Source organism: Chitiniphilus shinanonensis DSM 23277, from assembly GCF_000374805.1.
In the GTDB taxonomy this organism is placed as follows: domain Bacteria; phylum Pseudomonadota; class Gammaproteobacteria; order Burkholderiales; family Chitinibacteraceae; genus Chitiniphilus; species Chitiniphilus shinanonensis.
The window spans coordinates 40,352-61,850 of the sequence record NZ_KB895336.1 but is presented as its reverse complement, the minus strand read 5'-3'; the positions used below and the strand labels follow the sequence as shown (position 1 = coordinate 61,850).

Here is a 21,499-nt window from a genome sequence, read left to right as displayed (position 1 = left end):
CAGAGACGGACGAAGCGTCACCGTATCGGACGAAACGCATGCTGCCATCCCGCATGGGCGACAGGTAGAATTCAGGCTTCCCCTCAACCCACCCAGGAATCACTGTCATGCCCGTGAATCTGCCAGAACTCGATCCCAGCCAACTGCACCCGGTCGCCGGCGTGGAGCTTGGCATCGCCTCCGCCGGTGTGAAGACACCGGGCCGACGCGATGTGCTGGTGATGCGACTGGCCGAAGGCAGCCGGGTGGCGGGTGTGTTCACGCTGAACAAGTTCTGCGCGGCGCCGGTGCGGCTGTGCCGCGAACATCTGGCCGCGCGCAGCGACATCCGCGCGCTGGTGGTCAACACCGGCAACGCCAACGCCGGCACCGGGCTGGACGGCCTGGCGCGCGCGCAACGCATCTGCGACGCGCTGGCCGGCCAGTTCGGCATCCAGCCGCAACAGGTGCTGCCGTTCTCCACCGGGGTGATCCTGGAGCCGCTGCCGGCCGACAAGATCGTCGGCGCGCTGCCGGACGCGGCCGCCGATCTGGCGCCCACCCACTGGGCCGAGGCCGCCCGCGCCATCATGACCACCGACGTCGCCCCCAAGGCCGCCAGCCGCCAGGTGCAGATCGGCGGCAAGACCGTGACCATCACCGGCATCAGCAAGGGCGCCGGGATGATCCATCCCAATATGGCGACCATGCTGGGCTACGTGGCGACCGACGCGGCGGTGTCGCAGGCGGTGCTGCAAAAGCTGGCGAAGTGGACCGCCGACCGCTCGTTCAACTCGATCACCGTCGACGGCGACACCAGCACCAACGACAGCTACATCCTGATCGCCACCGGCGCGGCCGGTAACGCCGAGATCGCCGACGAAACCGGCGCCGACTTCATCGCCTTCCGCGACGCCTTGCTGGCGGTGGCGCAGACGCTGGCGCAGGCCATCATCCGCGACGGCGAGGGCGCGACCAAGTTCATGACGGTGAAGGTGGAAGGCGGCAAGAGCTGGGACGAGTGCAAGGCCGTGGGCTACGCCATCGCCAGGAGCCCGCTGATCAAGACCGCGTTCTTCGCCAGCGACCCCAACCTGGGCCGTATCCTGTGCGCCATCGGCTATTCGGCGGTGGACGACCTCGACGTGGACCGGCTCGAAGTGTGGCTGGGCGACGTGCTGGTCGCCGAAAAAGGCGGCCGCGCCGCCAGCTACACCGAGGAACAGGGCCAGCGCGTGATGCAGCAGGCCGAGATCACCGTCACGGTGAAGCTCAACCGCGGCAGCGAGACGGCGACGGTCTGGACCTGCGACTTCAGCTACGACTACGTGAAGATCAACGCGGACTACCGCAGCTGATCCGGCGATGAGCTGGCCGATGGGCGAGTCCCTGCGCGTTGCCGCACTGTTCGCGCTGACCGCCCTGGCGGAAATCGTCGGCTGCTACCTGCCGTGGCTGGTGCTCAAGCGCGGCGCCACGCCGTGGCTACTGCTGCCGGCCGCGGCCTCGCTGGCGCTGTTCGCCTGGCTGCTCACGCTGCACCCCACCGCCGCCGGGCGGGTCTACGCCGCCTATGGCGGGGTCTACATCGGCATGGCGCTGCTCTGGCTGTGGCTGGTGGACGGCATCCGCCCGACCGGCTGGGATCTCGCCGGCGGCGCGGTGGCGCTGACGGGCATGGCCATCATCATGTTCGCGCCGCGCGGCTGAGCACGCCCAAAACCGCAAACCGGATCAACGTCCCCCGGCTACCTTGGCGCCGAGGAGAACGAACGTGAAACCCGCCACCCGCGCCCGCTACGCCACCCGGATCGGCCAGGTACTCGACTACCTGTACGATCATCTGGACCAGGAACCCGATCTGTACCGGCTCGCCGATATCGCCTGCCTGTCGCCCTATCACTTCCACCGCATCTATCGCGCGCTGATGGGCGAATCGGTGGCGCAGACGGTACGACGCGCACGCATCCACCTGGCGTCCGGCGAGCTGACGCGCAGCAATCGCCCGCTGCCGGACGTGGCGCAACGCGCCGGCTATGGCTCGCTGGCGGCATTCAGCCGCGCGTTCCAGCAGCAGTTCGGCACGTCGCCGGGACGCTTTCGCAATCATCGTCTCCTCGCCCTCAACCCTCAGGAGTCGAACATGTATCCCGTCACCATCCGCGAATGCCCCGCTTTTCATATCGTCGCCCTCGCCCACCAGGGCAACTACATGAAAATCGGCGAAGCCTTCGACAAGCTGATGCTCAAGTGCCGGAGCGAAGGCTGGCTCGACGAAAGCACCCGCTGGCTGGGCTTCTATTACGATGATCCGGCGACCACGCCGGAGAACGAACTGCGCTCGCACGCCGCGGCCAGCGTCAGCCACACGATCATGGTGGAACCACCGTTCGAGGCGATGACCATTCCGGCAGCGCGTTGCGCGGTGCTGCGCCACACCGGCCCCTACTCCACCCTGCACGACGCCTACCACTGGCTGTTCGGGCACTGGCTGCCGCAGAGCGGCGAGCAACCCGCGATCAGTCCGTTCGAGGATTACCTGAACGATCCGGGCTCGACACCGCAGCAGCAACTGCTGACGGACATCTACCTGCCACTGGTCCCGCTCGCCCGGTAGACGCGCCGCGGAAAAAGCAAAAGGCGCGTTTGCACGCGCCTTTTGCCCTTCAAGAATCGATCTTCAGGCGTTCATCGCTACCGGAATGGTTCCGCGATTTCGAGGGCGAGATTCCTCGAATCATCGTGATCCAGTCTGGCAGGGGTTTTGAAGGCCCGGAACAAGTTCATCAACGCATCGTTGACCGTACTCGCTAAGCCTTCCAGGAAGTCGAATCGCATTGCGATCTCCTACAAGGTTTCACTATCTACGTCGCAGATTTTGCTGACAGGTGTCGCTGCCTGGCGGCGTGCGACCGTTGCCGGAGTGTCGTCTCCGACCGCGCGGCGGCCCGTAAGGACTCGCCGGCCTGTTAACACAACCGAACGTCCGCCACGACCGGATTGTCGAGGCGGCCCAGGCAATCTAGCACTGGCTCAGCAGCAAGGTCAAACCGCCGCGGGCGGGCAGTCCATCGAAAAAACAGCTACTTAGAGGATCGGATGCAGGCAGGAACCTGCTTTTTGAAAGCGCTGGCAGAACAAGACGGCCAGCAGCGAGAGGGATACCGGACAGCGCCGGGCAGGCGCCCGGACGCGGCAAATCGTGGAGGAACCGCTATTACTTGGAGAAGGCGCAGAACACGTCGCGCAGCATGGCGATCACCTCGAGGGTGCGGGTGTCGCCCACGCGGTAATAGACGCGATTGGCGTCCTTGCGGGTACGCAGTACGCCCTTTTCGCGCATCAACGCCAGATGTTGAGAGATATTGGATTGGGTGGTGCCGACCTGCTCCACGATGTCCTGGACGCTGACCTCGTGTTCCCCCAAAACGCATAGGATCTTCAATCGCAGCGGATGGGACATCGCTTTCATGGCGCGTGACGCCTGCTGGATGTGCTCATCGCTCATCAGTTCATCGGGGGGAAGCATCATCCTCTGCACTTTTTTATCCACCTTGTCTTGCGCAAGGCGCCGTTCTTTGAATTGGGACAAGGCAACGCCTAGTCCTTGCGGTAGAATACTACCCATCTTTGGAACCCCACCGCAACGGTGCGCTTCACAGCATTCCAGCGGTTTCCACGAAGGCCTCCCCACCCCATGACCCATGCTGCGACCCCCTCCCAGATCAAACCCGTATTGCTGTTGATTCTCGATGGCTTCGGCTACCGCGAGGAAACCGAGGACAACGCGATCGCCGCGGCCCACAAGCCGAACATCGACCGCATCCTCGCCCAACACCCGTGGACGACCATCAACGCCAGTGAACATTACGTGGGCCTGCCGGACGGCCAGTTCGGCAACTCGGAGGTCGGTCACCTGAACATCGGCGCCGGCCGCGTGCTGTTGCAGGATATCAGCCGCATCGACGTCGACGTGGCCGAGGGCCGGATCGGCGAGAACCCCGAGCTGAAGGCCAGCATCGAGCTGGCCAAGTCCAGCGGCAAGACGCTGCATGTGCTGGGCCTGATCTCGGATGGCGGCGTGCACAGCCACGATTCGCACATCGCGGCCCTGGTGCAGGACGCCGCCCGTGCCGGCGTGCAAAGCATTCATGTCCATGCCTTCCTCGACGGCCGCGACACGCCGCCGCGCAGCGCCAAGCAATATCTGGAAAAGCTGGATGCCGTCTGTCGCGCCGCGGGCAATGCCCGCATCGTCGGCATCGTCGGCCGCTATTGGGCGATGGACCGCGACAAGCGCTGGGAGCGCGTCGAGCCCGCCTACAACCTGGTGGTCGACGGCAAGGGCCTGCATCACGCCGACGACGTGATCGCCGGCCTGGAAGCCGCCTATGCCCGCGACGAGAACGACGAATTCGTCGGCGCCACCAGCATCGGCGCCCCGGCCCGCATGGAGGACGGCGACGTCGCGGTGTTCATGAACTTCCGCGCCGACCGCGCCCGCCAGATCGCCACCGCGCTGAACGACCCGGCGTTCGACGGCTTCGCCCGCCAGCGCGTGGTCAAGCTGGCCCGCTTCGTCACCGCCACCCGCTACGCCGCCGACTATCCCTACCCGGTCGCCTACGACAAGGCCAAGGTGAGCAACAGCTTCGGCGAATACATCGGCAGCCTGGGCATCAAGCAGCTGCGCATCGCCGAAACCGAGAAGTATCCGCACGTGACCTACTTCTTCTCCGGCGGCGAGGAAAAGGAATTCCCCGGCGAGGATCGCATCCTGGTGCCTTCGCCCAAGGTGGCCACCTATGACCTGCAACCGGAAATGAGTGCGCGCGAGGTCACCGACAAGATCGTCGCCGCCATCGAATCCGGCCAGTACGGCGCCATCATCTGCAACTACGCCAATGGCGACATGGTCGGCCACACCGGTGTGTTCGATGCCGCGGTGAAGGCGATCGAGGCGCTGGACGAATGCGTCGGTCGCTGCGTCGCCGCCATGACCAAGGCCGGTGGCGAAGTGCTGATCACCGCCGACCACGGCAACGCCGAACTGATGTACGACCACGCGGTCAGCCAGCCGCATACCCAGCACACCACCGACGTGGTGCCTTTCGTCTACGTCGGCCGCCCGGCCCAGCTCGCCGCGCGCGGCGAAGGCTCGCTCAAGGACATCGCGCCCACCCTGCTGGCGATGATGGGCCTGCCGCAGCCGGAAGAAATGACCGGCCATTCGCTCGTCCGTTTCAGCTGACGTTGCGCGCCGCGCTCTGCCTCTGCCTGATGTGGATCTCCGGGGCGGCCTTGGCCGCCCCGGAGGTGTCTCGCGCCGACAGCAAGGCGCGGCAGAACGAATTGCGCGACCTGCGCGGCAAGCTGGGCGACCTGAAGAAGGAAATCGCCGAAAGTGAATCGGATCGCCGCGAGGCCGCCGACGCGCTGAAGGAATCCGAGGTCGCCATCTCCGACGCGAACCGCGTGCTGGCCTCGCTGGCCGAGGAACGCCAGCTGACCGAGACCGAACTGGATCGCCTCAGCGCCGACATCTCCGCCGCCCGCGCCAATATCTCCGCCAGCCAGAACCGCATCGGCGAGCTGCTGCGCCTGCGCTACAAGACACGCAACCTCGAAGCCTGGCGGCTGATCCTGGATGCCCAGGACCCGACCACCGCCAGCCGCGACCTCACCTACTACCGCTACCTCGCCACCGCGCAGCAGCAGCTCGTCGCCTCGCTGGAGCGGCAACTGCGCGAACTCAGCCGGCTGGCCGAGGAAATCCGCGTCCGCAACGACCAGCTCAAGCAGATCGCCCAGGCCAAGGTGCGGCAGAAGGCCGCGCTGGAAAGCGAACAGGCCGAAAAGCAGGAATTGGTGAACAAGCTCACCCGCGAGCTCACCGCCCAGCGCACCCAACTACAGAAGCTGACCGCGGACGAAAAGCGCCTGAGCACGCTGGTGGCTCGGCTGGACGCCATCATCCGCCAACAGGAAGCGCGTCGGGCCAAGGAAGCGGCGCGCCGCCGCGCCGAGGCCGCCAAGCGCGAACAGGCCGAGCGCGCCGCGCAGGCCAGGCGCGATGGCAAGACCGACACCAAGCCGGCCACCGAGCCGGTGCGCCAGGTCAACCGCGACGAGCCGGACAGCAGCTTCAACGGCCAGCAGTTCGCCGCGCTGAAAGGCCGCCTGCGCCTGCCGCTGCGCGGCGAGGTGATCGGCCGCTTCGGCAGCCCGCGCGCCGAAGGCACGCTGTGGAAGGGCGTGTTCATCCGCGCCGCCTCCGGCCAGCCGGTCAAGGCCGTCGCCGGGGGCGAGGTGGTGTTCGCGGACTGGCTGCGCGGCTTCGGCAACCTGATCATCGTCGACCACGGCGGCGGCTATCTCAGCCTGTACGCCGCCAACGAAAGCCTGCTCAAGCAGGTGGGCGATGCGGTACGTTCGGGCGACACCATCGCCACCAGCGGCAACAGCGGTGGCATGGCGGATTCGGGCGTATACTTCGAGATCAGAAAAAACGGCCAGCCCCTTGACCCTCTCGGCTGGACCGGCTGACGAGACAGAACACGGAGCTTCAATCCCCGATGAGCAGCCAGTACCCCGCTTATTCCCCGAAGAAATCCGGGAAATTCCAGAAGTTCGCCCTGCTCGCGGCCGGTGCCGGCCTGGGCGTGGCGATCAGCCTGTCGTTCAACGTGCTGGCCGACAAGGATTCGGCGGGCACCCCGCTGCCGATCGAAGAGCTGCGCGCCTTCTCCGCCGTATTCGGCCTGATCAAGCAGAACTACGTCGAACCGGTGGACGACAAGAAGCTGATCTCCGAAGCGATCAAAGGCATGGTCGCGGGGCTGGACCCGCACTCGTCCTACCTGGACGAGGATGCCTTCAAGGATCTCCAGGAAAACACCCAGGGCGAATTCGGCGGCCTGGGCCTGGAAGTGAACATGGAAGACGGCCTGGTGCGCGTGGTCTCGCCGATCGAGGACACCCCCGCCTTCCGCGCCGGCGTGAAGGCCGGCGATTACATCGTCAAGATCGACGACACCCAGGTGCAGGGGCTGTCGCTGTCCGAAGCGGTGAACAAGATGCGCGGCAAGCCCGGCTCCAACGTGCGGCTCACCCTGCTGCGCAAGGGCGAGGGCAAGCCGATCGTGCTGACGCTCAAGCGCGCCATCATCAAGGTGCAGAGCGTGAAGTCCAAGCTGGCCGAGCCCGGCTACGGCTACATCCGCATCACCCAGTTCCAGGAACGCACCACCGAGAACCTCGCCAGCGCGTTGCAGGCGCTGTACAAGGAAAACAAGACGCCGCTCAAGGGCCTGGTGCTGGACCTGCGCAACGACCCGGGCGGCCTGCTGAACGGCGCCGTGGGCGTGTCCGCCGCCTTCCTGCCCAAGGATGCGCTGGTGGTCTACACCGATGGCCGTACCTCGGACGCCAAGATCCGCCTGACCGCCACCCGCGACAATTACCAGCGCGGCGGTCGCGACGACTTCTTCAAGAACGTGCCGGCAGAGGTCAAGACCGTGCCGCTGGTGGTGCTGGTGAACGGCGGTTCGGCCTCGGCTTCCGAGATCGTCGCCGGCGCGTTGCAGGACCACAAGCGCGCGCTGATCGTGGGCACGCAGACCTTCGGCAAGGGCTCGGTGCAGACCATCCTGCCGATCGACGCCAAGTCGGCGCTCAAGCTGACCACGGCGCGCTACTACACCCCGAACGGGCGCTCGATCCAGGCCAAGGGCATCACCCCGGACATCGTGGTCGAGGAAGCCACCGTCAACGGCAAGGAAGGCACCAGCGCCTTCCTGCTGCGCGAAGCGGATCTGCAACACCACCTGGATAACCCGAACGGTGGCGACAAGGCGGATACCCCCGCACCGACCCCCAAGCCCGCCGTACGCAGCGAGCCGCCGGCGGTCAACGCCTCGGGTGTCGAGGAAGGCAACCTCAACCCGCGCGAGCTGGCATCCAAGAGCGACTACCAGTTCCAGCAGGCGCTGTCGGTGCTGAAGGTGCAACAGCTGCTGATGCAGCAGAAGGACCCCAAGCCCACCCCGGTGCCCAAGGCGCCGGCCAAGGCCAAGTAAACGAAACCCCCGCAGCGATGCGGGGGTTTTGCTTTGGGTGCCCCGTGGCGATGCCGCGGGCGCTTCCGGGCTCGAACGCCGTCTCACCTCCGCGGCGGCTCGTTCGGGCTTTTTGTCTTTCGGCCCGGACCCTGGCGGGGCTAAGCTGAAGGCTGGAGGTCCGCCATGCCCGTCGTCCGCGTCCATCTGCACGAAACCCGCATCCGCCTCGCGCCCGACACCGATGCGCAGGCGGCCGCCGCGCTGCTGGCGGCACAAGCCGAAGTCACGGTGCACCTCCGGCGCGACCGCCACGGCTTGATCGTGCGCTACTCGCTGGCGCTGCATTCGCACCAGGAACTGGAAGCACTGCTGCAAGCCCACGGCCACGCGCTCGCCGACGGTCCGCTGGCCCGGCTGGCCCGCGCCATCCGCCGCTACGCCGAACAGGTGGCACGCGACAACAACGTGATCCCGGAGCACCAGCTCAAGGCCCGCGATGTCTATGCCCGGGTGTGGGAACATCATCCGCACGGCGACCACGACGACACCCCCGAGGAACTGCGGCGCTACCTGTGACAGGCGCTGTGCTGGCGCAAGGGACAGCCGCGCCGGCCAGCTATAATCGGCCCGTTGCCCCCCTCTCGCCCAGCCATGACCGCCTGCACCAATCCCCACGCCCTGCCCGACCTCGACGACACCCAACTGCTGCGCTACAGCCGCCACATCCTGCTCGACGAGATCGGCGTGGAGGGCCAGGCCCGCATCGCCGCGGCGCGGGTGCTGGTGATCGGCGCCGGCGGCCTGGGCTGCCCGGCGGCGCTGTATCTGGCCGCGGCCGGGGTCGGCACGCTGACGCTGGTGGACGACGACCGCGTCGACCTCACCAACCTGCAACGCCAGATCGCCCACGCCACAGCCGCCGTCGGCGACTACAAGGTGGCGTCGGCCGCGCGCACGCTGGCGACGCTCAATCCGGAAGTCGAGGTGGTACAGATCGCCGAGCGCATCGCAGGCGAGCGCCTGCAAGCGCTGGTCGAAGCCGCCGACGTGGTGCTCGATTGCTCGGACAACTTCGCCACGCGCCACGCGATCAACCGCGCCTGCGTCGCCGCCGCCAGGCCGCTGGTGTCCGGCGCGGCGGTGCGCTTCGACGGCCAGCTCACCACCTTCGACCTGCGCGACCCGGCCCAGCCCTGCTACCACTGCCTGTTCGGCGAGGACGGCGACGCCACCGACGGGCCCTGCGCCACGTTCGGCGTGTTCGCGCCACTCACCGGCCTGATCGGCACCGCCCAGGCGGCAGAGGCGCTCAAGCTGATCGTCGGCCTGGGCGAACCCTTGACCGGACGGCTGCAACTGCTCGACGCCCGCAGCATGCAATGGCGCGAAATGCGTTATCGCAAGGATCCGTCCTGCCCGGTTTGCGGCACCGCGCATCGGGCGGATTAGGGCGAATCGGCCTTCAAACGCGGGTGGGAAGGGCGAAGGCCGGGATGCAGGGCAAGGCGTGCCGAGTGAAGTGGGGGTGATCCCTACGAACGAGGCGCAACGCAGCCATGCGCCCGGCCTTCGTCCTAGGGGTAATCCCCAATAGGCCGTCACCCCGCGCTGCGTGCACAGTCGCCCCATGAACTCCGCTGACCGTTCCTCCCTCGTTCGCCACCAAGCGTTTTGGTACCGCTCCTATCTCTAGAGGGCGGACACAGGAACGTTAGCTTCAACCAGTGCCGCCGATCCAGGCGGCACTGTCATGTAGGGTACTCAGCCCGCATCTCCCCGGATCGGTGGTCAAAAAAAAAGGACCCCGATCATGCAAGCATCCACTGCCACCATCCTCTGCGCCGAACGCGTCTCCGGCCCGCTGTCGCTGGGCCAGCTCGTCGGCGGCCTGCGCCAGCGCCTGCACTTCCAGCCGCGTCACAGCCAGTTCCTGCTGCTGGACAGCGCCAGCGAAGCCAGTTCGCTGGCCGCTGCGGCCGATCACCTGGCCGTCGGCATCGATCCCGAGCGCGTGGCACTGATCGTGCCTACCCGCGTGCCGGAGCTGGCGCAACTGCGCGACGCCCTGGCCACCCTGCCCAGCGACGACGACGCGCCCACCCTCGGCACCGCCGCCGTGCTGGCCGCGCTCAGCCCCACCCTGGTCTCGCCGCACGCGGCACGCGCCGGCCAGGTGGCCGCGGCCAACGCCGTGGTACGCCAGATCAACGACCGCGCCGGTGGCGCGCTGTTGCGCGAAGCACAGCCGATGCTCAGCCTGCGCAGCCCGTTCGCCGCGCCCAAGGTGCCGCTGGACGTGCCGTTCTGCGCCGACGCCGCCACGCTGGCCGCCGCCATCGACGCGCTGCCCGAAGGCACGATGCTGGGCCTGCCCGCGCGGGAGACCGAAGGGCACCCGCTGTTCCAGTTGCTGGATGTGTTCGAGCACGACCTGCCGTTCCTGGACGATCTCAAATCCAAGTTCCGCCGCGGCGGCCTGTCCGAGCGCGTGGTCAAGGCGCATCTGGCCGATTGCGCCGAGCGCTTCCTGGCGCCGGTGCGCGAACGTCGCGCCGAACTGGCCGCCGACCGCGCGCTGCTCGATCGCGTGCTGGATGCCGGCACCGCCCAGGCTCGCCGGGCGGCACGTCATGCGCTGGCGCAGGTGAACGGCGTGCTGGCCGCCTGACCCTGCTCCGGCCAGAACCCTCCAAGCCCTGGCTCAGGAGTCGATGCGCGCCAGCGCCGGCAGCGCCGCATGGGTGTTCGCCACCGTGGCGGCGGCCACCTCGTCCACGCCCAGCCCGCGCAGTTCCGCCAGCACCGCCGCGATGCGCGGCAATTCGGCCGGCTCGTTGCGCTGCTGCGGCGGCCCGGCCAGCCAGGCGGGGGCGATGTCGGGGGAATCGGTCTCCAGCACGATGGCCTCCAGCGGCAATTCGGCCGCCAGCCGGCGGATACGCTGCGAGCCGCTATAGGTCATCGCGCCGCCGAAACCCAGCTTGAACCCCAGCTTGAGGAATTCGTCCGCCTGCTGCCGGCTGCCGTTGAACGCATGGGCGATGCCGCCGCGCACCCGCCACTTGCGCAGGTACTTGAGCACCTGGTCCTGGCTGCGGCGGATATGCACGATCACCGGCAGGTCGTGCTCGCGCGCCAGCTTCAGCTGCGCCTCGAATAGCGCCACCTGCCGCGCGGCATCCAGCCCCGGCACGAAGAAATCCAGCCCGATCTCGCCGACCGCCACCGGCGCGTGGCGCGACAGCGCGTCGTCCAGTTGCGCCAGGTGCTGGTCGCGGTGCTCGGCCAGGTAGATGGGATGCAATCCCAGCGCCACCGCGCAGCCGTAGCGTTCACGCATGGCCAGCGTCAGGTCGAAGGTGGCGGCGGTGATCGCCGGCACCACCAGTTGCATCACACCGGCGGCTCGTGCACGCTGCGACACCTGATCGCGATCGGCGTCGAATTCGCTGGCATCGAGATGACAATGACTATCGATCAGCATCTTGGGAACTCTTTTCTCGGGCTGCTCTCAGTGCTATGCCGCGCCGATCGCGCGGCCTATACCAATACGAGTCGCCGCCTCGGCGACCTACACAATGGGATCAAGCATGACGGAACTATGGGTATGGGGTCTATTCGCCGCGGTGGTGATCGCCCTGCTGGTGTTCGACCTCGGCGTCCTGCACAAGGACGACCACGAAATCGGCGTGAAGGAAAGCCTGAAGCTGTCGGCGTTCTACATCACGGCCGGCCTCGCCTTCGGCGGCTTCGTCTGGTGGCACAAGGGCGCCGCCGCGGGCATGGATTACTACACCGGCTTCCTGGTCGAGAAATCGCTGTCGATGGACAACGTGTTCATCATCTCGCTGATCTTCACCAGTCTGGCGATCCCGCGCCAGTACCAGCACCGCGTGCTGTTCTGGGGCATCCTGGGCGCCATCGTGATGCGGGCGGTCATGATCGGCCTGGGCGCGGCGCTGGTACACGAATTCAGCTGGATCCTGCTGATTTTCGGCGCCTTCCTGATCTTCACCGGCGTGAAGATGTTGCTGGCCAAGGATGAAGATCCGGACATCGAACAGAACCGGGTGTTCCGCTACCTGAAGGGCCACCTCAAGATGACGCCGCAGATGCACGGCCACGACTTCTTCGTCGAAGGCACCAAGGTGGGCCTGGCCGCCGGTCGCTACGCCACGCCGCTGTTCCTGGCGCTGCTGATGGTGGAGGCCGCCGACCTGATCTTCGCGGTGGACAGCATTCCGGCGATCTTCGCCATCACCCAGGATCCGTTCATCGTCTACACCTCGAACATCTTCGCCATCCTGGGCCTGCGGGCGCTGTACTTCGCGCTGGCGGCGATGGTGCATCGCTTCCATTACCTGAAGTACGCGCTGGCCATCGTGCTGGTGTTCATCGGCGCCAAGATCGGCCTGGTCTACCTGAACATCAAGATTCCGTCGCCGGTATCGCTGGCGGTCACCTTCGGCCTGCTGCTGGCCGGCGTGCTGTACTCGCTGCACAAGACGCGCAACGAACCGTTGCCCGAATAGGCGACTTCGTCCGCATCGTCAGGCAACGCCCCCGGCCGGGGGCGTTGTTCATGGTGCGGCGCGCGACGCCGTGGCGCCCTCGCGCCGCCGCTTGATCCACCACGAATGGAAACCGGCGCTGAGGATCAGCACCGCCGCCACGCTGCCGACCAGCGCTTCGTGCACATGCCAGCGCGCCGCCGCCAGCATCACCAGCGCCAGCGCGCCGATGGCCCAGAACGCGCCGTGCTCCAGGTACTTGAACGACGCCAGCGTGCCGCGATACACCAGCAGCAGCGTGAACGAGCGCACGAACATCGCGCCGATGCCCAGGCCGATGGCGATCAGGAAGATATTGCGCGTCAGCGCGAACGCCCCCAGCACGCCATCGAAGGAGAACGAGGCGTCGAGCACCTCCAGATAGATGAAGCCACTCCAGCCGGTCCTGGCCGCGGCCTGGTCGTCGCCCATCAGGCTGCCCAGGCTGGAGACGATCACGTGCACGATCACCCCCCACAGCCCGGCGATCAGGAAGCGATAGCCCTGCTCGCCCGGCAACGCATGCGCCATGCCGAGCAGCGCCAGGATCGACAGCACGATGCCGGCCATCTGCAACCGCCCCAGCCGCGCCAGCAGGCGCTCCACCGGCTTGAACCAGTGGGTGTGCTTCTCGTGGTCGATGAAGAAGTCGAGGAACACCATCAGCAGGAAGGCGCCGCCGAACGCCATCACCTCGATGTGCGCCGATTGCAGCAACTGCGCGTAGCGGCCCGGTTGCATGATCGCCATCGACAACACGTCGCTCGCCGGCCAGGCGTCGCTGCCCAGCCACTGGTACAGCGCCACCGGCCCCGGCAGCGGCGCCATGCCGGCGATGGTGCCGACGATCACCAGCGGGAACAGCATGCGCATGCCGAACACCGCCACCAGCATGCCCCACAGCAGAAAGCGCTGGCGCCAGCGCTCGTCCCAATCCTTGAGGATCGAGGCGTTGACCACCGCGTTGTCGAACGACAGGCTGGTTTCCAGCAGCGCCAGGTTGAATGCCACCAGCAAACCGGCCCAGCCACCGATCAGCCACGCCGCCGCCAACCCCAGCACCGCGACGATGGCCGACGCCCGGAAATAGCGCCACATCAGCCGCCCTCCACGCATCGCGTCGTCGCGTTCCACCGCCTGCATCCCGTCATCGGTTCCTCCGTCCCGCGGGCCGCGCCCGCGCCGTGCCATGACTGCCTTGGGCAGGATAAGACGAAAACCCCGGCGCCACCCGGTTCATTTGGAGCGGCGGACAAAACCCAGCGCAGCGCTCCTGGCACGAAGCGCGCAACGCAGACAGTGCAAGTGGTACGGCAGGTTCAGCCCGGCGCCGCGTGCGACGCAGCCTGGAGGGCTTTGTCGGCCGCGCTTGTCCGCGGGCCCGGCACACCCCGTCCGGCATCGCGGCCACCCGGCCCGCAAGCCGCGCCCCGACTGGCTTGCCGAAGATCAAGCAGGCCGGCTCCCGACGCTTGGGCGCGCTGGGCAAAGCGCCTATACTCCCCCTGTTTCCGACGGGCGAAATCCGCCCACTTTCACCCGGAGTATTCATGAGCAACCCCTACCTCGACATCGTCGCCGACCACGACAAGATCCTGCAAAGCAAGGATGCGCCGTTGTTCTCCAGCCTGGACGGCCTCAACCTGCCCGCCCGCGCCCCGGTGGCCGACGACGCGCCCGTGGTCATGATCTTCGCACCGCACCCGGACGACGAATGCATCATCGGCGCGCTGCCGCTGCGCCTGGCGCGCGAAGCGGGCTATCGCGTGGTCAACGTGGCGGTGACCCAGGGCTCCAACCTGAAGCGCCAGCCGGAACGCTGGGTCGAACTGAAGAACGCCTGCGACTACCTGGGCTGGGATCTGCGCGAGACCATCCCCGGCGGCCTGATGAGCGTCGGCCTCAAGACCCGCAACGACGATCCGACCGCCTGGGCCGAGAAGGTCAACGCCGTCGCCAAGCTGATCGAGGAATACCAACCCGCCGTCTGCGTGTTCCCGCACGACAACGACTACCACTCGGCGCACATCGGCACCCACTTCCTGGTGGTCGATGCGCTCAAGCAGGTCAACCATCGCTGCACCGTGGCGCTGAGCGAGTTCTGGCGCCAGATGGATGCGCCCAACGCGCTGATCGCCACCACTGTCACCGACACCGCCGACCTGATCGCCGCGCTGGCCTGCCACGTGGGCGAAGTGGAACGCAACCCGTACCACCTGCGCCTGACCGGCTGGATGGCCGACAACGTGCGTCGCGGCGCCGAAGTGTGTGGCGGCCAGGGTGTCGCCGCGCCGGAATTCAGCTTCGGCACCATCTACAAGGTGGCCCAGTTCGACGGCCGCGCCATCGCCGACAACGACCGCAAGTACACCATCGCCGAGCAGGACGACATCAAGGCCGTGCTGGCCTGACATTCGATCCACACCGGCTCGACGGAAACACGGCTGCTTCGGCAGCCGTTTTTCTTTGGCGCCGCCCGGCGCCGAGTACGGAATGCTCTTAAGGAAGGCTTAAGTCTGTGCCGCTTATGCTGGACCCCATCCATTCCCCGTGGAGGTCCACATGGTCCAATCGACGACCCGTTCCGGCCTGGCTTTCAGCCAGAAGCTGCTGGCTCTGACCCTGGCCGCCGTGCTCGGCGGCGCGGTGGCGGTGATGGGCGACCGCTTCCTGCCCCGTGCCGACGCTTCGGTGGAACCCGCTGCCGCCCTGGCGCCCGCCGTGGCCGCGCCCCCCGCACCGGCCGCGCCGCCGATCGCCGGCGCCCGCGCCGGCCTGCCGCAGTTCGGCGACATCGTGGCGCGCTACGGCCCGGCCGTGGTCAACATCAGCGTCACCGGCATGACCAAGACCGCCGCCGGCGGCGGCTTGCCCGACCTGGACGACGACGATCCGCTGTCGCAGTTCTTCCGCCATTTCGGCCCGCGCCTGCAACGGCCGACGCCGATCCGCGGCCTGGGCTCCGGCTTCATCGTCAGCGCCGACGGCCTGATCCTGACCAATGCGCACGTGGTGGCCGACGCCGACGAAGTCACGGTCAAGCTCACCGACAAGCGCGAGTTCAAGGCCAAGGTGCTGGGCCTGGACAAGGTCAGCGACATCGCCGTGCTGCGCATCCAGGCCAAGGATCTGCCCACCGTGAAGCTCGGCAACCCCGACAGCACCCGCGTCGGCGACTGGGTGCTGGCCATCGGCTCGCCGTTCGGCTTCGAGAACTCGGTCACCGCCGGCATCGTCTCGGCCAAGTCGCGCTCGCTGCCCGACGACGGCTATGTGCCCTTCATCCAGACCGACGCCGCGGTCAATCCGGGCAATTCCGGCGGCCCGCTGTTCAACATGAACGGCGAAGTGGTCGGCATCAATTCGCAGATCTACTCGCGCAGCGGCGGCTTCCAGGGCCTGTCGTTCGCCATTCCCATCGACGTGGCGCGCAACGTGCAGGCGCAGATCGTCAGCAAGGGCAAGGTCACGCGTGGCCAGCTCGGTGTGGCGATCCAGGACGTGAACCAGTCGCTGGCGCAGTCGTTCGGCCTGAAATCGCCGCACGGCGCGCTGGTGTCCGGCGTGGACGACCAGGGCGCGGGCGCCAAGGCCGGCCTCAAGCCCGGCGACATCATCCTCAAGTTCAACGAGCGCCAGATCGACGGCTCCGCCGACCTGCCGCCGCTGGTGGCCAACACCGCCCCCGGCAGCAGCGCCACGCTGCGCATCTGGCGCAACGGCAAGGAACAGGATCTGAATGTGCGCGTCGGCGAGATGAAGACCGACCAGGTGGCCAGCAATGCCGCGCCGACCGCCGCCGGCAAGCTCGGCCTGTCGCTGCGGCCGCTGTCGCCGCAGGAGCGCAACAGCAGCGGCCTGAACGGCGGGCTGGTGGTGCAGGACGCGACCGGCCCCGCCGCGCGCGCCGGTATCGAGCCGGGCGACGTGGTGCTGGCGGTGAACGGCGCCACGGTCAAGGACATGTCGCAGCTGCGCCAGTTGATCGGCAAGGCCGGCGAACACATTGCCTTGCTGGTGCAACGCGGCGAAGCGCAAATCTTCATCCCGCTCGACCTCGGTTAGTTGCTTCACCCGGGCAGCCCCGGTCGGCGGGTTGCCCGGTACGCAGTGCCGACACTCCTTCATCCCCCTCGACCCTTGAATCGACGCAAGGCATCGTGGTTGTGGCCCCTCCCCGGGGCCACTTTTTTTGCCCGCAAAAAAGCCCGCGTCGCCGCGGGCCTTCTCGCCGGAGCGCCGGCCACCGGATCGCCGGCCGCCGGATCACATGGCGTCCAGCACCTCGATGCCCAGCAGGCCCAGGCCGGTCCTGAGGGTGTTGGCCGCTGCGGCGCACAGCGCCAGCCTGCTGGCGCGCACCTCGCCCTCGGCCTTGAGCACCGGGCACGCCTCATAGAAGCGGCTGAAGCGCGTGGCCAACTGGTACAGGTAGCCGCAGAGGAAGTGCGGGCAGGTTTCGCCCGACACCTGCGCCAGCAGGTCGGGGAACTGCGCCAGTTGCAGCGCCAGCGCGTGCTCGGCCGGCTCGACCGGCAACAGCCGCGCGTGACGGTCGAACTCGCCCGCGGCGCGGAAGATGCTGGCCATCCGCGTGTAGGCATACTGCAGGTACGGCGCGGTGTTGCCCTCGAAGGACAACATGGTGTTCCAGTCGAAGATGTAATCGCTGGTGCGGTGCTTGGACAGATCGGCGTATTTCACCGCGCCGATGCCCACCGCGCGCGCGATGGTGCGGCGCTGGGCCTCGGGCAGGTCGGGGTTCTTTTCGCTGACCAGATCGAAGGCGCGGCGCTCGGCCTCGTCCAGCAGTTCCACCAGCTTGACCGTGCCGCCGGAACGGGTTTTGAACGGCTTGCCGTCCTCGCCCATCATGGTGCCGAACGCCACGTGCTCGGTGGCGACGCTGTCGTCGATATAGCCGGCCTTGCGCCCCAGCACGAACACCTGCTGGAAGTGCAGGCCCTGGCGCGCATCGACCACGTACAGCAGACGGTTGGCGTGCAACGTGCCGAAGCGATGGCGCAGCGCGGCCAGGTCGGAGGTGGAATACAAATAGCCGCCGTCCTGCTTCTGCACGATGTAGGCCTGCGCCTCGCCTTCCTTGCTCCTGAATTCCTCCAGGTACACCACCTGGGCGCCCTGGTCCTCGGTGACCAGGCCCTTGGCCTTCAGGTCGGCCACCACGCGCGGCAGGTCGTCGTTGTAGGCCGATTCGCCCATCACGTCGTCGCGGGTGAGCTGCACGTTCAGTCGGTCGTACACCGCTTCGCAATGCGCCAGCGACACCTCCAGGAAGCGTTGCCACAACGCGCGCACCCGCACGTCGCCGCCCTGCAGCTTGACCACGTAGTCGCGCGCCAGATCGGCGAAGGCCGCGTCCTCATCGAAGCGCTGCTTGGCGGCGCGATAGAAGCCTTCCAGGTCGTCCAGCGCCAGCTCGTCGTTGCCGGCCTGCTCGGTCTCCACCAGGAAGGCGGTCAGCATGCCGAACTGGGTGCCCCAGTCGCCGACGTGGTTCTGGCGGATCACCTGATCGCCGCGGAAGGTAAGCACCCGCGCCAGCGCATCGCCGATGATGGTGGAGCGCAGATGCCCCACGTGCATCTCCTTGGCCAGGTTGGGCGACGAGTAGTCGATCACCACCTTGGCCGGCTGGCGCGCGCCGCAGCCCAGGCGCACGTCGGCCTGTTGCCGCGCCACGGTGTCGGCCAGGAAGCCGCTGGACAGCGTGATGTTGATGAAGCCGGGGCCGGCGATCTCCACCTTGTCGGCGATGCCGTCCAGTTGCAGCGCCGCCACCACCTTGGCCGCCAGTTCGCGCGGGTTGGTCTTGAGCGCCTTGGCCGCCCCCATCACCCCGTTGGCCTGGTAGTCGCCGAACTCCGGCTTGGACGAGGGTTGCACGACGGGCGGCGCGTCCGGCGCGCCAGCGGCGGCCAGCGCCTCGGCGACGCGCGCGGAAAGCAGTTCGTGGACAGTCATCGATAAATCTCGGAAAAGCTGGGGAAAGGCCGCCATTCTACCGGATCGGGCAGGCGGGCCACGAGGGGAGGTGCTCGGCCGGGATGGCTGAACCCCAAATCTTGAAACACAGAGGGCACAGAGAACACGGAGGGTCACGGAGCAAGACCAAGCCGGGGGCCGCTGCGGATCACACTTGAAAGTCGATTCCGGTTTTCTCTGTGATCCTCTGTGTTCTTCGTGTTCTCTGTGTTTCAAGATTTGGGGTTTGAGAAATTCAGGATTTGAAGATTTGGGGTTTGTTTGTCCCACCCCAACAAGCCCCCGACCGCCCGCGAGGGTACAATCCCGGCTTTGGCCCCCGCCTCATCCTTCCTGGCCGCATGTCCGCTCCATCCCCCGCCCTGCATCTTCTCGAACACGTCTTCGGCTACCGCGCCTTCCGCGGCGAACAGGCGGCCATCGTCGACCACGTGGCGGCCGGCGGCGACGCGCTGGTACTGATGCCGACCGGCGGCGGCAAGTCGCTGTGCTACCAGGTGCCGGCCTTGCTGCGCGAAGGTTGCGGGGTGGTGGTGTCGCCGCTGATCGCGCTGATGCAGGATCAGGTGGACGCGCTCAAGGAACTGGGCGTGGCCGCCGCCTTCCTCAATTCCACGCTGGACGCCGACGAGGCGCGCGAAGTGGAGCGCGCCTTCGTCGCCGGCGAACTCAAGCTGCTGTACGTGGCGCCGGAGCGGCTGGTGACGCCGCGCTTCCAGAGCCTGCTGCACCGCGCGCGGATCGGCCTGTTCGCCATCGACGAGGCGCACTGCGTCTCGGCCTGGGGCCACGACTTCCGCCCGGAATACCTGGCGCTGTCGGTGCTGGCCGACGAGTTCCCCGGCGTGCCGCGCATCGCGCTCACCGCCACCGCCGACCATGCCACACGCCAGGAGATGATCCTGCGGCTGCGCCTGGAAGCGGCGCGCCAGTTCGTCTCCAGCTTCGACCGCCCCAACCTGCGCTACACCATCGTCGAGAAGAAGAGCGCGCGCGAGCAGTTGCTCACCTTCATCCGCCGCGAGCACGAGGGCGACTCGGGCATCGTCTACTGTCTGTCGCGCAAAAAGGTGGAGGACACCGCCGCCTGGCTGCGCGAAAAAGAGATCAAGGCCCTGCCCTACCACGCCGGCATGGATGCGCAGACCCGCGCCAGGAACCAGCAGACCTTCATCCGCGACGAAGGCGTGGTGATGGTGGCGACCATCGCCTTCGGCATGGGCATCGACAAGCCGGACGTGCGCTTCGTCGCCCACCTGGACCTGCCCAAGAGCATCGAGAACTACTACCAGGAAACCGGCCGCGCCGGCCGCGACGGCCAGCCCGCCGACGCCTGGATGGCCTATGGCCTGAACGACGTGATGCTGCTGACCGAGATGATCGAAGGCGGCGCCAGCGCCGAGGAGCAGAAACGCGTCGAGCGCAGCAAGCTGTCGGCGATGCTGGGCCTGTGCGAGGCCACCGGCTGCCGCCGCGTGGCGATCCTGGGCTACTTCGGCGAGGAAACCCGCCCCTGCGGCAACTGTGACAACTGCCTGAACCCGCCCAAGCTGATCGAGCGCAGCGAAGCCGCGCAGAAGGCGCTGTCGTGCGTGTTCCGCACCGGCAACCGCTTCGGCGTCGGCCATCTGGTGGACGTGTTGCAGGGCAAGCTGTCGCCCAAGGTGAAGGAGTTCTGCCACGACCGCGTCTCCACCTTCGGCATCGGCAAGGACATCGACGAGCCGACCTGGCGCGCGGTATACCGGCAATTGCTGGCGCGCGGCGCGCTGCGGTTGAACGCCGAAGGACACGGCGGGCTGGAGATGACCGACAGCGCCCGCGCCTTCCTGCGCGGCGAAGAGCCGCTCTACCTGCGCGCGCGCACCGAGAAATTCCACTATCGCGGCGAGCGCGACAGCGGCTTCGACAATCCGGCCGACAGCGCGCTGTGGCAGGCGCTGCGCAAGCGCCGCAAGGAACTCGCCGACGAGCAGAACGTTCCGGCCTACGTGATCTTCGGCGACGCCACGCTCAAGGAAATGGTGCGCCAACGCCCGGGCGACCACTACGAGCTGTCACGCATCTCCGGCGTGGGCGACCGCAAGCTGGAGAAATACGGCGACGACTTCCTGGCGGTGATCTCGCAGCATCTGTAGCGGCGGGGCGGGAGACTGTTTGCGGGGTTGAAACCCCAAATCTTGGACCACAGAGAACACAGAGGACACGGAGTTTCACAGAGGAAGGCAAAACAAGGAGAGAACACTTCATCCCCATGAAGGTTTTCTCCGTGATGCTCTGTGTTCTTCGTGTTCTCTGTGGTCCAAGATTTGGGGTTCCAGCCCCGCTAAACGAAGAACCCCGCCAGAAACACCGTCAGCGACAGCACGCCTGTCCAGCCAATCACTTTGTTGGCGACGAACAGGCGGCGCCAGAAGGCGCTTTCGATGCGGCGCCAGTTGCCGCTGCGGCTGATGTCGCCCAGCGTGGTGACGAAGCCCATGGCGATGTCGTCGCCGTGCACCCAGCTTTCGCGCTTGGGCAGCAGGTCGCCATAGTTGCGCGAGATATAGTCGAACAGCAGCCGCGCCAGCAGCGTGTAGCACACCAGGCAGACCACCGCCGCCGCCACCAACAGCGGCACCACGTTATCCACGTACCAATTGGGCATTGTCGTTCTCCGTCGCTCTGTGACGGCAGCATAAATCAAACCGGCCCCGCCCATTGTTCCGCGATTGTGCATGGCCGATATGCCTGGGGCGCATGGGGGTGGTTGAAACCCCAAGTCTTGAAACACAGAGAACACTGAGAACACAGAGCATCACGGAGAAAACCTTCATGGGTGATGAAGCGTTTTCTCTGTCTTGCCTTTCTCTGTGTAACTCCGTGTCCTCTGTGTTCTCTGTGGTCCAAGATTTGGGGTTT

18 protein-coding genes are annotated in these 21,499 nt (G+C 66.9%); 13 read left to right on the top strand and 5 right to left on the bottom strand.

Going from position 1 to position 21,499, the window contains the following annotated elements; all coding sequences use genetic code 11:
* The first annotated feature begins 107 nt into the window (after positions 1-107).
* The 3 genes from argJ to C556_RS0103935 all read left to right on the top strand — a co-directional run bounded on the left by argJ (position 108) and on the right by C556_RS0103935 (position 2,596).
* Positions 108-1,337 (top strand): bifunctional glutamate N-acetyltransferase/amino-acid acetyltransferase ArgJ, encoded by a 1,230-nt coding sequence (gene argJ / locus C556_RS0103945; RefSeq protein WP_018746931.1) that lies wholly within the window; start codon positions 108-110, stop codon positions 1,335-1,337.
* Positions 1,338-1,356: 19 nt separating this feature from the next.
* A complete protein-coding gene (locus C556_RS0103940) occupies positions 1,357-1,689 on the top strand; it encodes a YnfA family protein (protein WP_018746930.1) in 333 nt (110 codons plus the stop codon).
* Between the two features lie 64 nt (positions 1,690-1,753).
* Entirely contained in the window at positions 1,754-2,596 is an 843-nt protein-coding gene (locus C556_RS0103935) for an AraC family transcriptional regulator (RefSeq protein WP_018746929.1), read from the top strand.
* Between the two features lie 600 nt (positions 2,597-3,196).
* Here the strand turns inward: C556_RS0103935 and C556_RS0103925 are convergent.
* Positions 3,197-3,571 (bottom strand): ArsR/SmtB family transcription factor, encoded by a 375-nt coding sequence (locus tag C556_RS0103925; protein WP_245559213.1) that lies wholly within the window; start codon positions 3,569-3,571, stop codon positions 3,197-3,199.
* Between the two features lie 105 nt (positions 3,572-3,676).
* Between C556_RS0103925 and gpmI the strand changes: the two genes are divergently transcribed.
* From gpmI to C556_RS0103895, 6 genes are all read left to right on the top strand, one after another.
* Entirely contained in the window at positions 3,677-5,230 is a 1,554-nt protein-coding gene (gpmI, locus tag C556_RS0103920) for a 2,3-bisphosphoglycerate-independent phosphoglycerate mutase (protein ID WP_040430355.1), read from the top strand.
* Between the two features lie 65 nt (positions 5,231-5,295).
* Positions 5,296-6,525: a murein hydrolase activator EnvC family protein gene (locus tag C556_RS19230; RefSeq protein ID WP_157235809.1), complete on the top strand. Its 1,230-nt coding sequence runs from the start codon at positions 5,296-5,298 to the stop codon at positions 6,523-6,525.
* A gap of 29 nt (positions 6,526-6,554) precedes the next feature.
* Positions 6,555-8,057 carry a S41 family peptidase gene (locus tag C556_RS0103910; RefSeq protein WP_018746924.1) on the top strand — a complete coding sequence of 501 codons (1,503 nt, stop codon included), beginning with the start codon at positions 6,555-6,557 and terminating at the stop codon, positions 8,055-8,057.
* A 165-nt stretch (positions 8,058-8,222) separates the two neighbouring features.
* Positions 8,223-8,615 carry a hypothetical protein gene (locus C556_RS19225; RefSeq protein WP_018746923.1) on the top strand — a complete coding sequence of 131 codons (393 nt, stop codon included), beginning with the start codon at positions 8,223-8,225 and terminating at the stop codon, positions 8,613-8,615.
* Positions 8,616-8,690: 75 nt separating this feature from the next.
* A complete protein-coding gene (locus C556_RS0103900; RefSeq protein ID WP_018746922.1) occupies positions 8,691-9,488 on the top strand; it encodes a HesA/MoeB/ThiF family protein in 798 nt (265 codons plus the stop codon).
* Between the two features lie 361 nt (positions 9,489-9,849).
* Entirely contained in the window at positions 9,850-10,707 is an 858-nt protein-coding gene (locus tag C556_RS0103895; protein ID WP_018746921.1) for a hypothetical protein, read from the top strand.
* 33 nt (positions 10,708-10,740) lie between these two features.
* Here C556_RS0103895 and C556_RS0103890 read toward each other — a convergent pair whose 3' ends face one another.
* Positions 10,741-11,523 (bottom strand): TatD family hydrolase, encoded by a 783-nt coding sequence (locus C556_RS0103890; RefSeq protein ID WP_018746920.1) that lies wholly within the window; start codon positions 11,521-11,523, stop codon positions 10,741-10,743.
* Positions 11,524-11,629: 106 nt separating this feature from the next.
* On the opposite strand from C556_RS0103890, the gene C556_RS0103885 reads away from it, so the two are divergent.
* The gene (locus C556_RS0103885) at positions 11,630-12,571 is read left to right on the top strand and encodes a TerC family protein (protein WP_245559212.1); all 942 of its coding nucleotides are present in this window, start codon (positions 11,630-11,632) and stop codon (positions 12,569-12,571) included.
* A 48-nt stretch (positions 12,572-12,619) separates the two neighbouring features.
* Here C556_RS0103885 and C556_RS0103880 read toward each other — a convergent pair whose 3' ends face one another.
* Positions 12,620-13,732 (bottom strand): DUF475 domain-containing protein, encoded by a 1,113-nt coding sequence (locus tag C556_RS0103880; protein ID WP_018746918.1) that lies wholly within the window; start codon positions 13,730-13,732, stop codon positions 12,620-12,622.
* Positions 13,733-14,139: 407 nt separating this feature from the next.
* Between C556_RS0103880 and C556_RS19220 the strand changes: the two genes are divergently transcribed.
* A complete protein-coding gene (locus C556_RS19220) occupies positions 14,140-15,000 on the top strand; it encodes a PIG-L deacetylase family protein (protein WP_018746917.1) in 861 nt (286 codons plus the stop codon).
* Positions 15,001-15,151: 151 nt separating this feature from the next.
* Entirely contained in the window at positions 15,152-16,654 is a 1,503-nt protein-coding gene (locus tag C556_RS0103870) for a DegQ family serine endoprotease (RefSeq protein ID WP_018746916.1), read from the top strand.
* Between the two features lie 201 nt (positions 16,655-16,855).
* On the opposite strand, the gene argS is transcribed toward C556_RS0103870, so the two are convergent.
* Complete coding sequence (argS, locus tag C556_RS0103865; protein ID WP_018746915.1) at positions 16,856-18,574, bottom strand: arginine--tRNA ligase; 1,719 nt, start codon at positions 18,572-18,574, stop codon at positions 16,856-16,858.
* Between the two features lie 362 nt (positions 18,575-18,936).
* On the opposite strand from argS, the gene recQ reads away from it, so the two are divergent.
* Complete coding sequence (gene recQ / locus C556_RS0103860) at positions 18,937-20,733, top strand: DNA helicase RecQ (RefSeq protein WP_018746914.1); 1,797 nt, start codon at positions 18,937-18,939, stop codon at positions 20,731-20,733.
* A gap of 188 nt (positions 20,734-20,921) precedes the next feature.
* Here the strand turns inward: recQ and C556_RS0103855 are convergent, their stop codons facing one another.
* Positions 20,922-21,245 carry a hypothetical protein gene (locus tag C556_RS0103855; RefSeq protein ID WP_018746913.1) on the bottom strand — a complete coding sequence of 108 codons (324 nt, stop codon included), beginning with the start codon at positions 21,243-21,245 and terminating at the stop codon, positions 20,922-20,924.
* Between the last annotated feature and the right edge of the window lie 254 nt (positions 21,246-21,499).

What these genes read in the sequence shown, in the direction of transcription:
- C556_RS0103870 (WP_018746916.1), top strand. Translation starts at nt 15,152, where the DNA reads ATGGTCCAATCGACGACCCGTTCCGGCCTGGCTTTCAGCCAGAAGCTG.
- C556_RS0103900 (WP_018746922.1), top strand. Translation starts at nt 8,691, where the DNA reads ATGACCGCCTGCACCAATCCCCACGCCCTGCCCGACCTCGACGACACC.
- C556_RS0103880 (WP_018746918.1), bottom strand. Translation starts at nt 13,732, where the DNA reads ATGCAGGCGGTGGAACGCGACGACGCGATGCGTGGAGGGCGGCTGATG.
- C556_RS0103910 (WP_018746924.1), top strand. Translation starts at nt 6,555, where the DNA reads ATGAGCAGCCAGTACCCCGCTTATTCCCCGAAGAAATCCGGGAAATTC.
- recQ (WP_018746914.1), top strand. Translation starts at nt 18,937, where the DNA reads ATGTCCGCTCCATCCCCCGCCCTGCATCTTCTCGAACACGTCTTCGGC.
- C556_RS19225 (WP_018746923.1), top strand. Translation starts at nt 8,223, where the DNA reads ATGCCCGTCGTCCGCGTCCATCTGCACGAAACCCGCATCCGCCTCGCG.
- C556_RS0103885 (WP_245559212.1), top strand. Translation starts at nt 11,630, where the DNA reads ATGACGGAACTATGGGTATGGGGTCTATTCGCCGCGGTGGTGATCGCC.
- gpmI (WP_040430355.1), top strand. Translation starts at nt 3,677, where the DNA reads ATGACCCATGCTGCGACCCCCTCCCAGATCAAACCCGTATTGCTGTTG.
- argS (WP_018746915.1), bottom strand. Translation starts at nt 18,574, where the DNA reads ATGACTGTCCACGAACTGCTTTCCGCGCGCGTCGCCGAGGCGCTGGCC.
- C556_RS0103895 (WP_018746921.1), top strand. Translation starts at nt 9,850, where the DNA reads ATGCAAGCATCCACTGCCACCATCCTCTGCGCCGAACGCGTCTCCGGC.
- C556_RS0103940 (WP_018746930.1), top strand. Translation starts at nt 1,357, where the DNA reads ATGGGCGAGTCCCTGCGCGTTGCCGCACTGTTCGCGCTGACCGCCCTG.
- C556_RS19220 (WP_018746917.1), top strand. Translation starts at nt 14,140, where the DNA reads ATGAGCAACCCCTACCTCGACATCGTCGCCGACCACGACAAGATCCTG.
- argJ (WP_018746931.1), top strand. Translation starts at nt 108, where the DNA reads ATGCCCGTGAATCTGCCAGAACTCGATCCCAGCCAACTGCACCCGGTC.
- C556_RS0103890 (WP_018746920.1), bottom strand. Translation starts at nt 11,523, where the DNA reads ATGCTGATCGATAGTCATTGTCATCTCGATGCCAGCGAATTCGACGCC.
- C556_RS0103855 (WP_018746913.1), bottom strand. Translation starts at nt 21,245, where the DNA reads ATGCCCAATTGGTACGTGGATAACGTGGTGCCGCTGTTGGTGGCGGCG.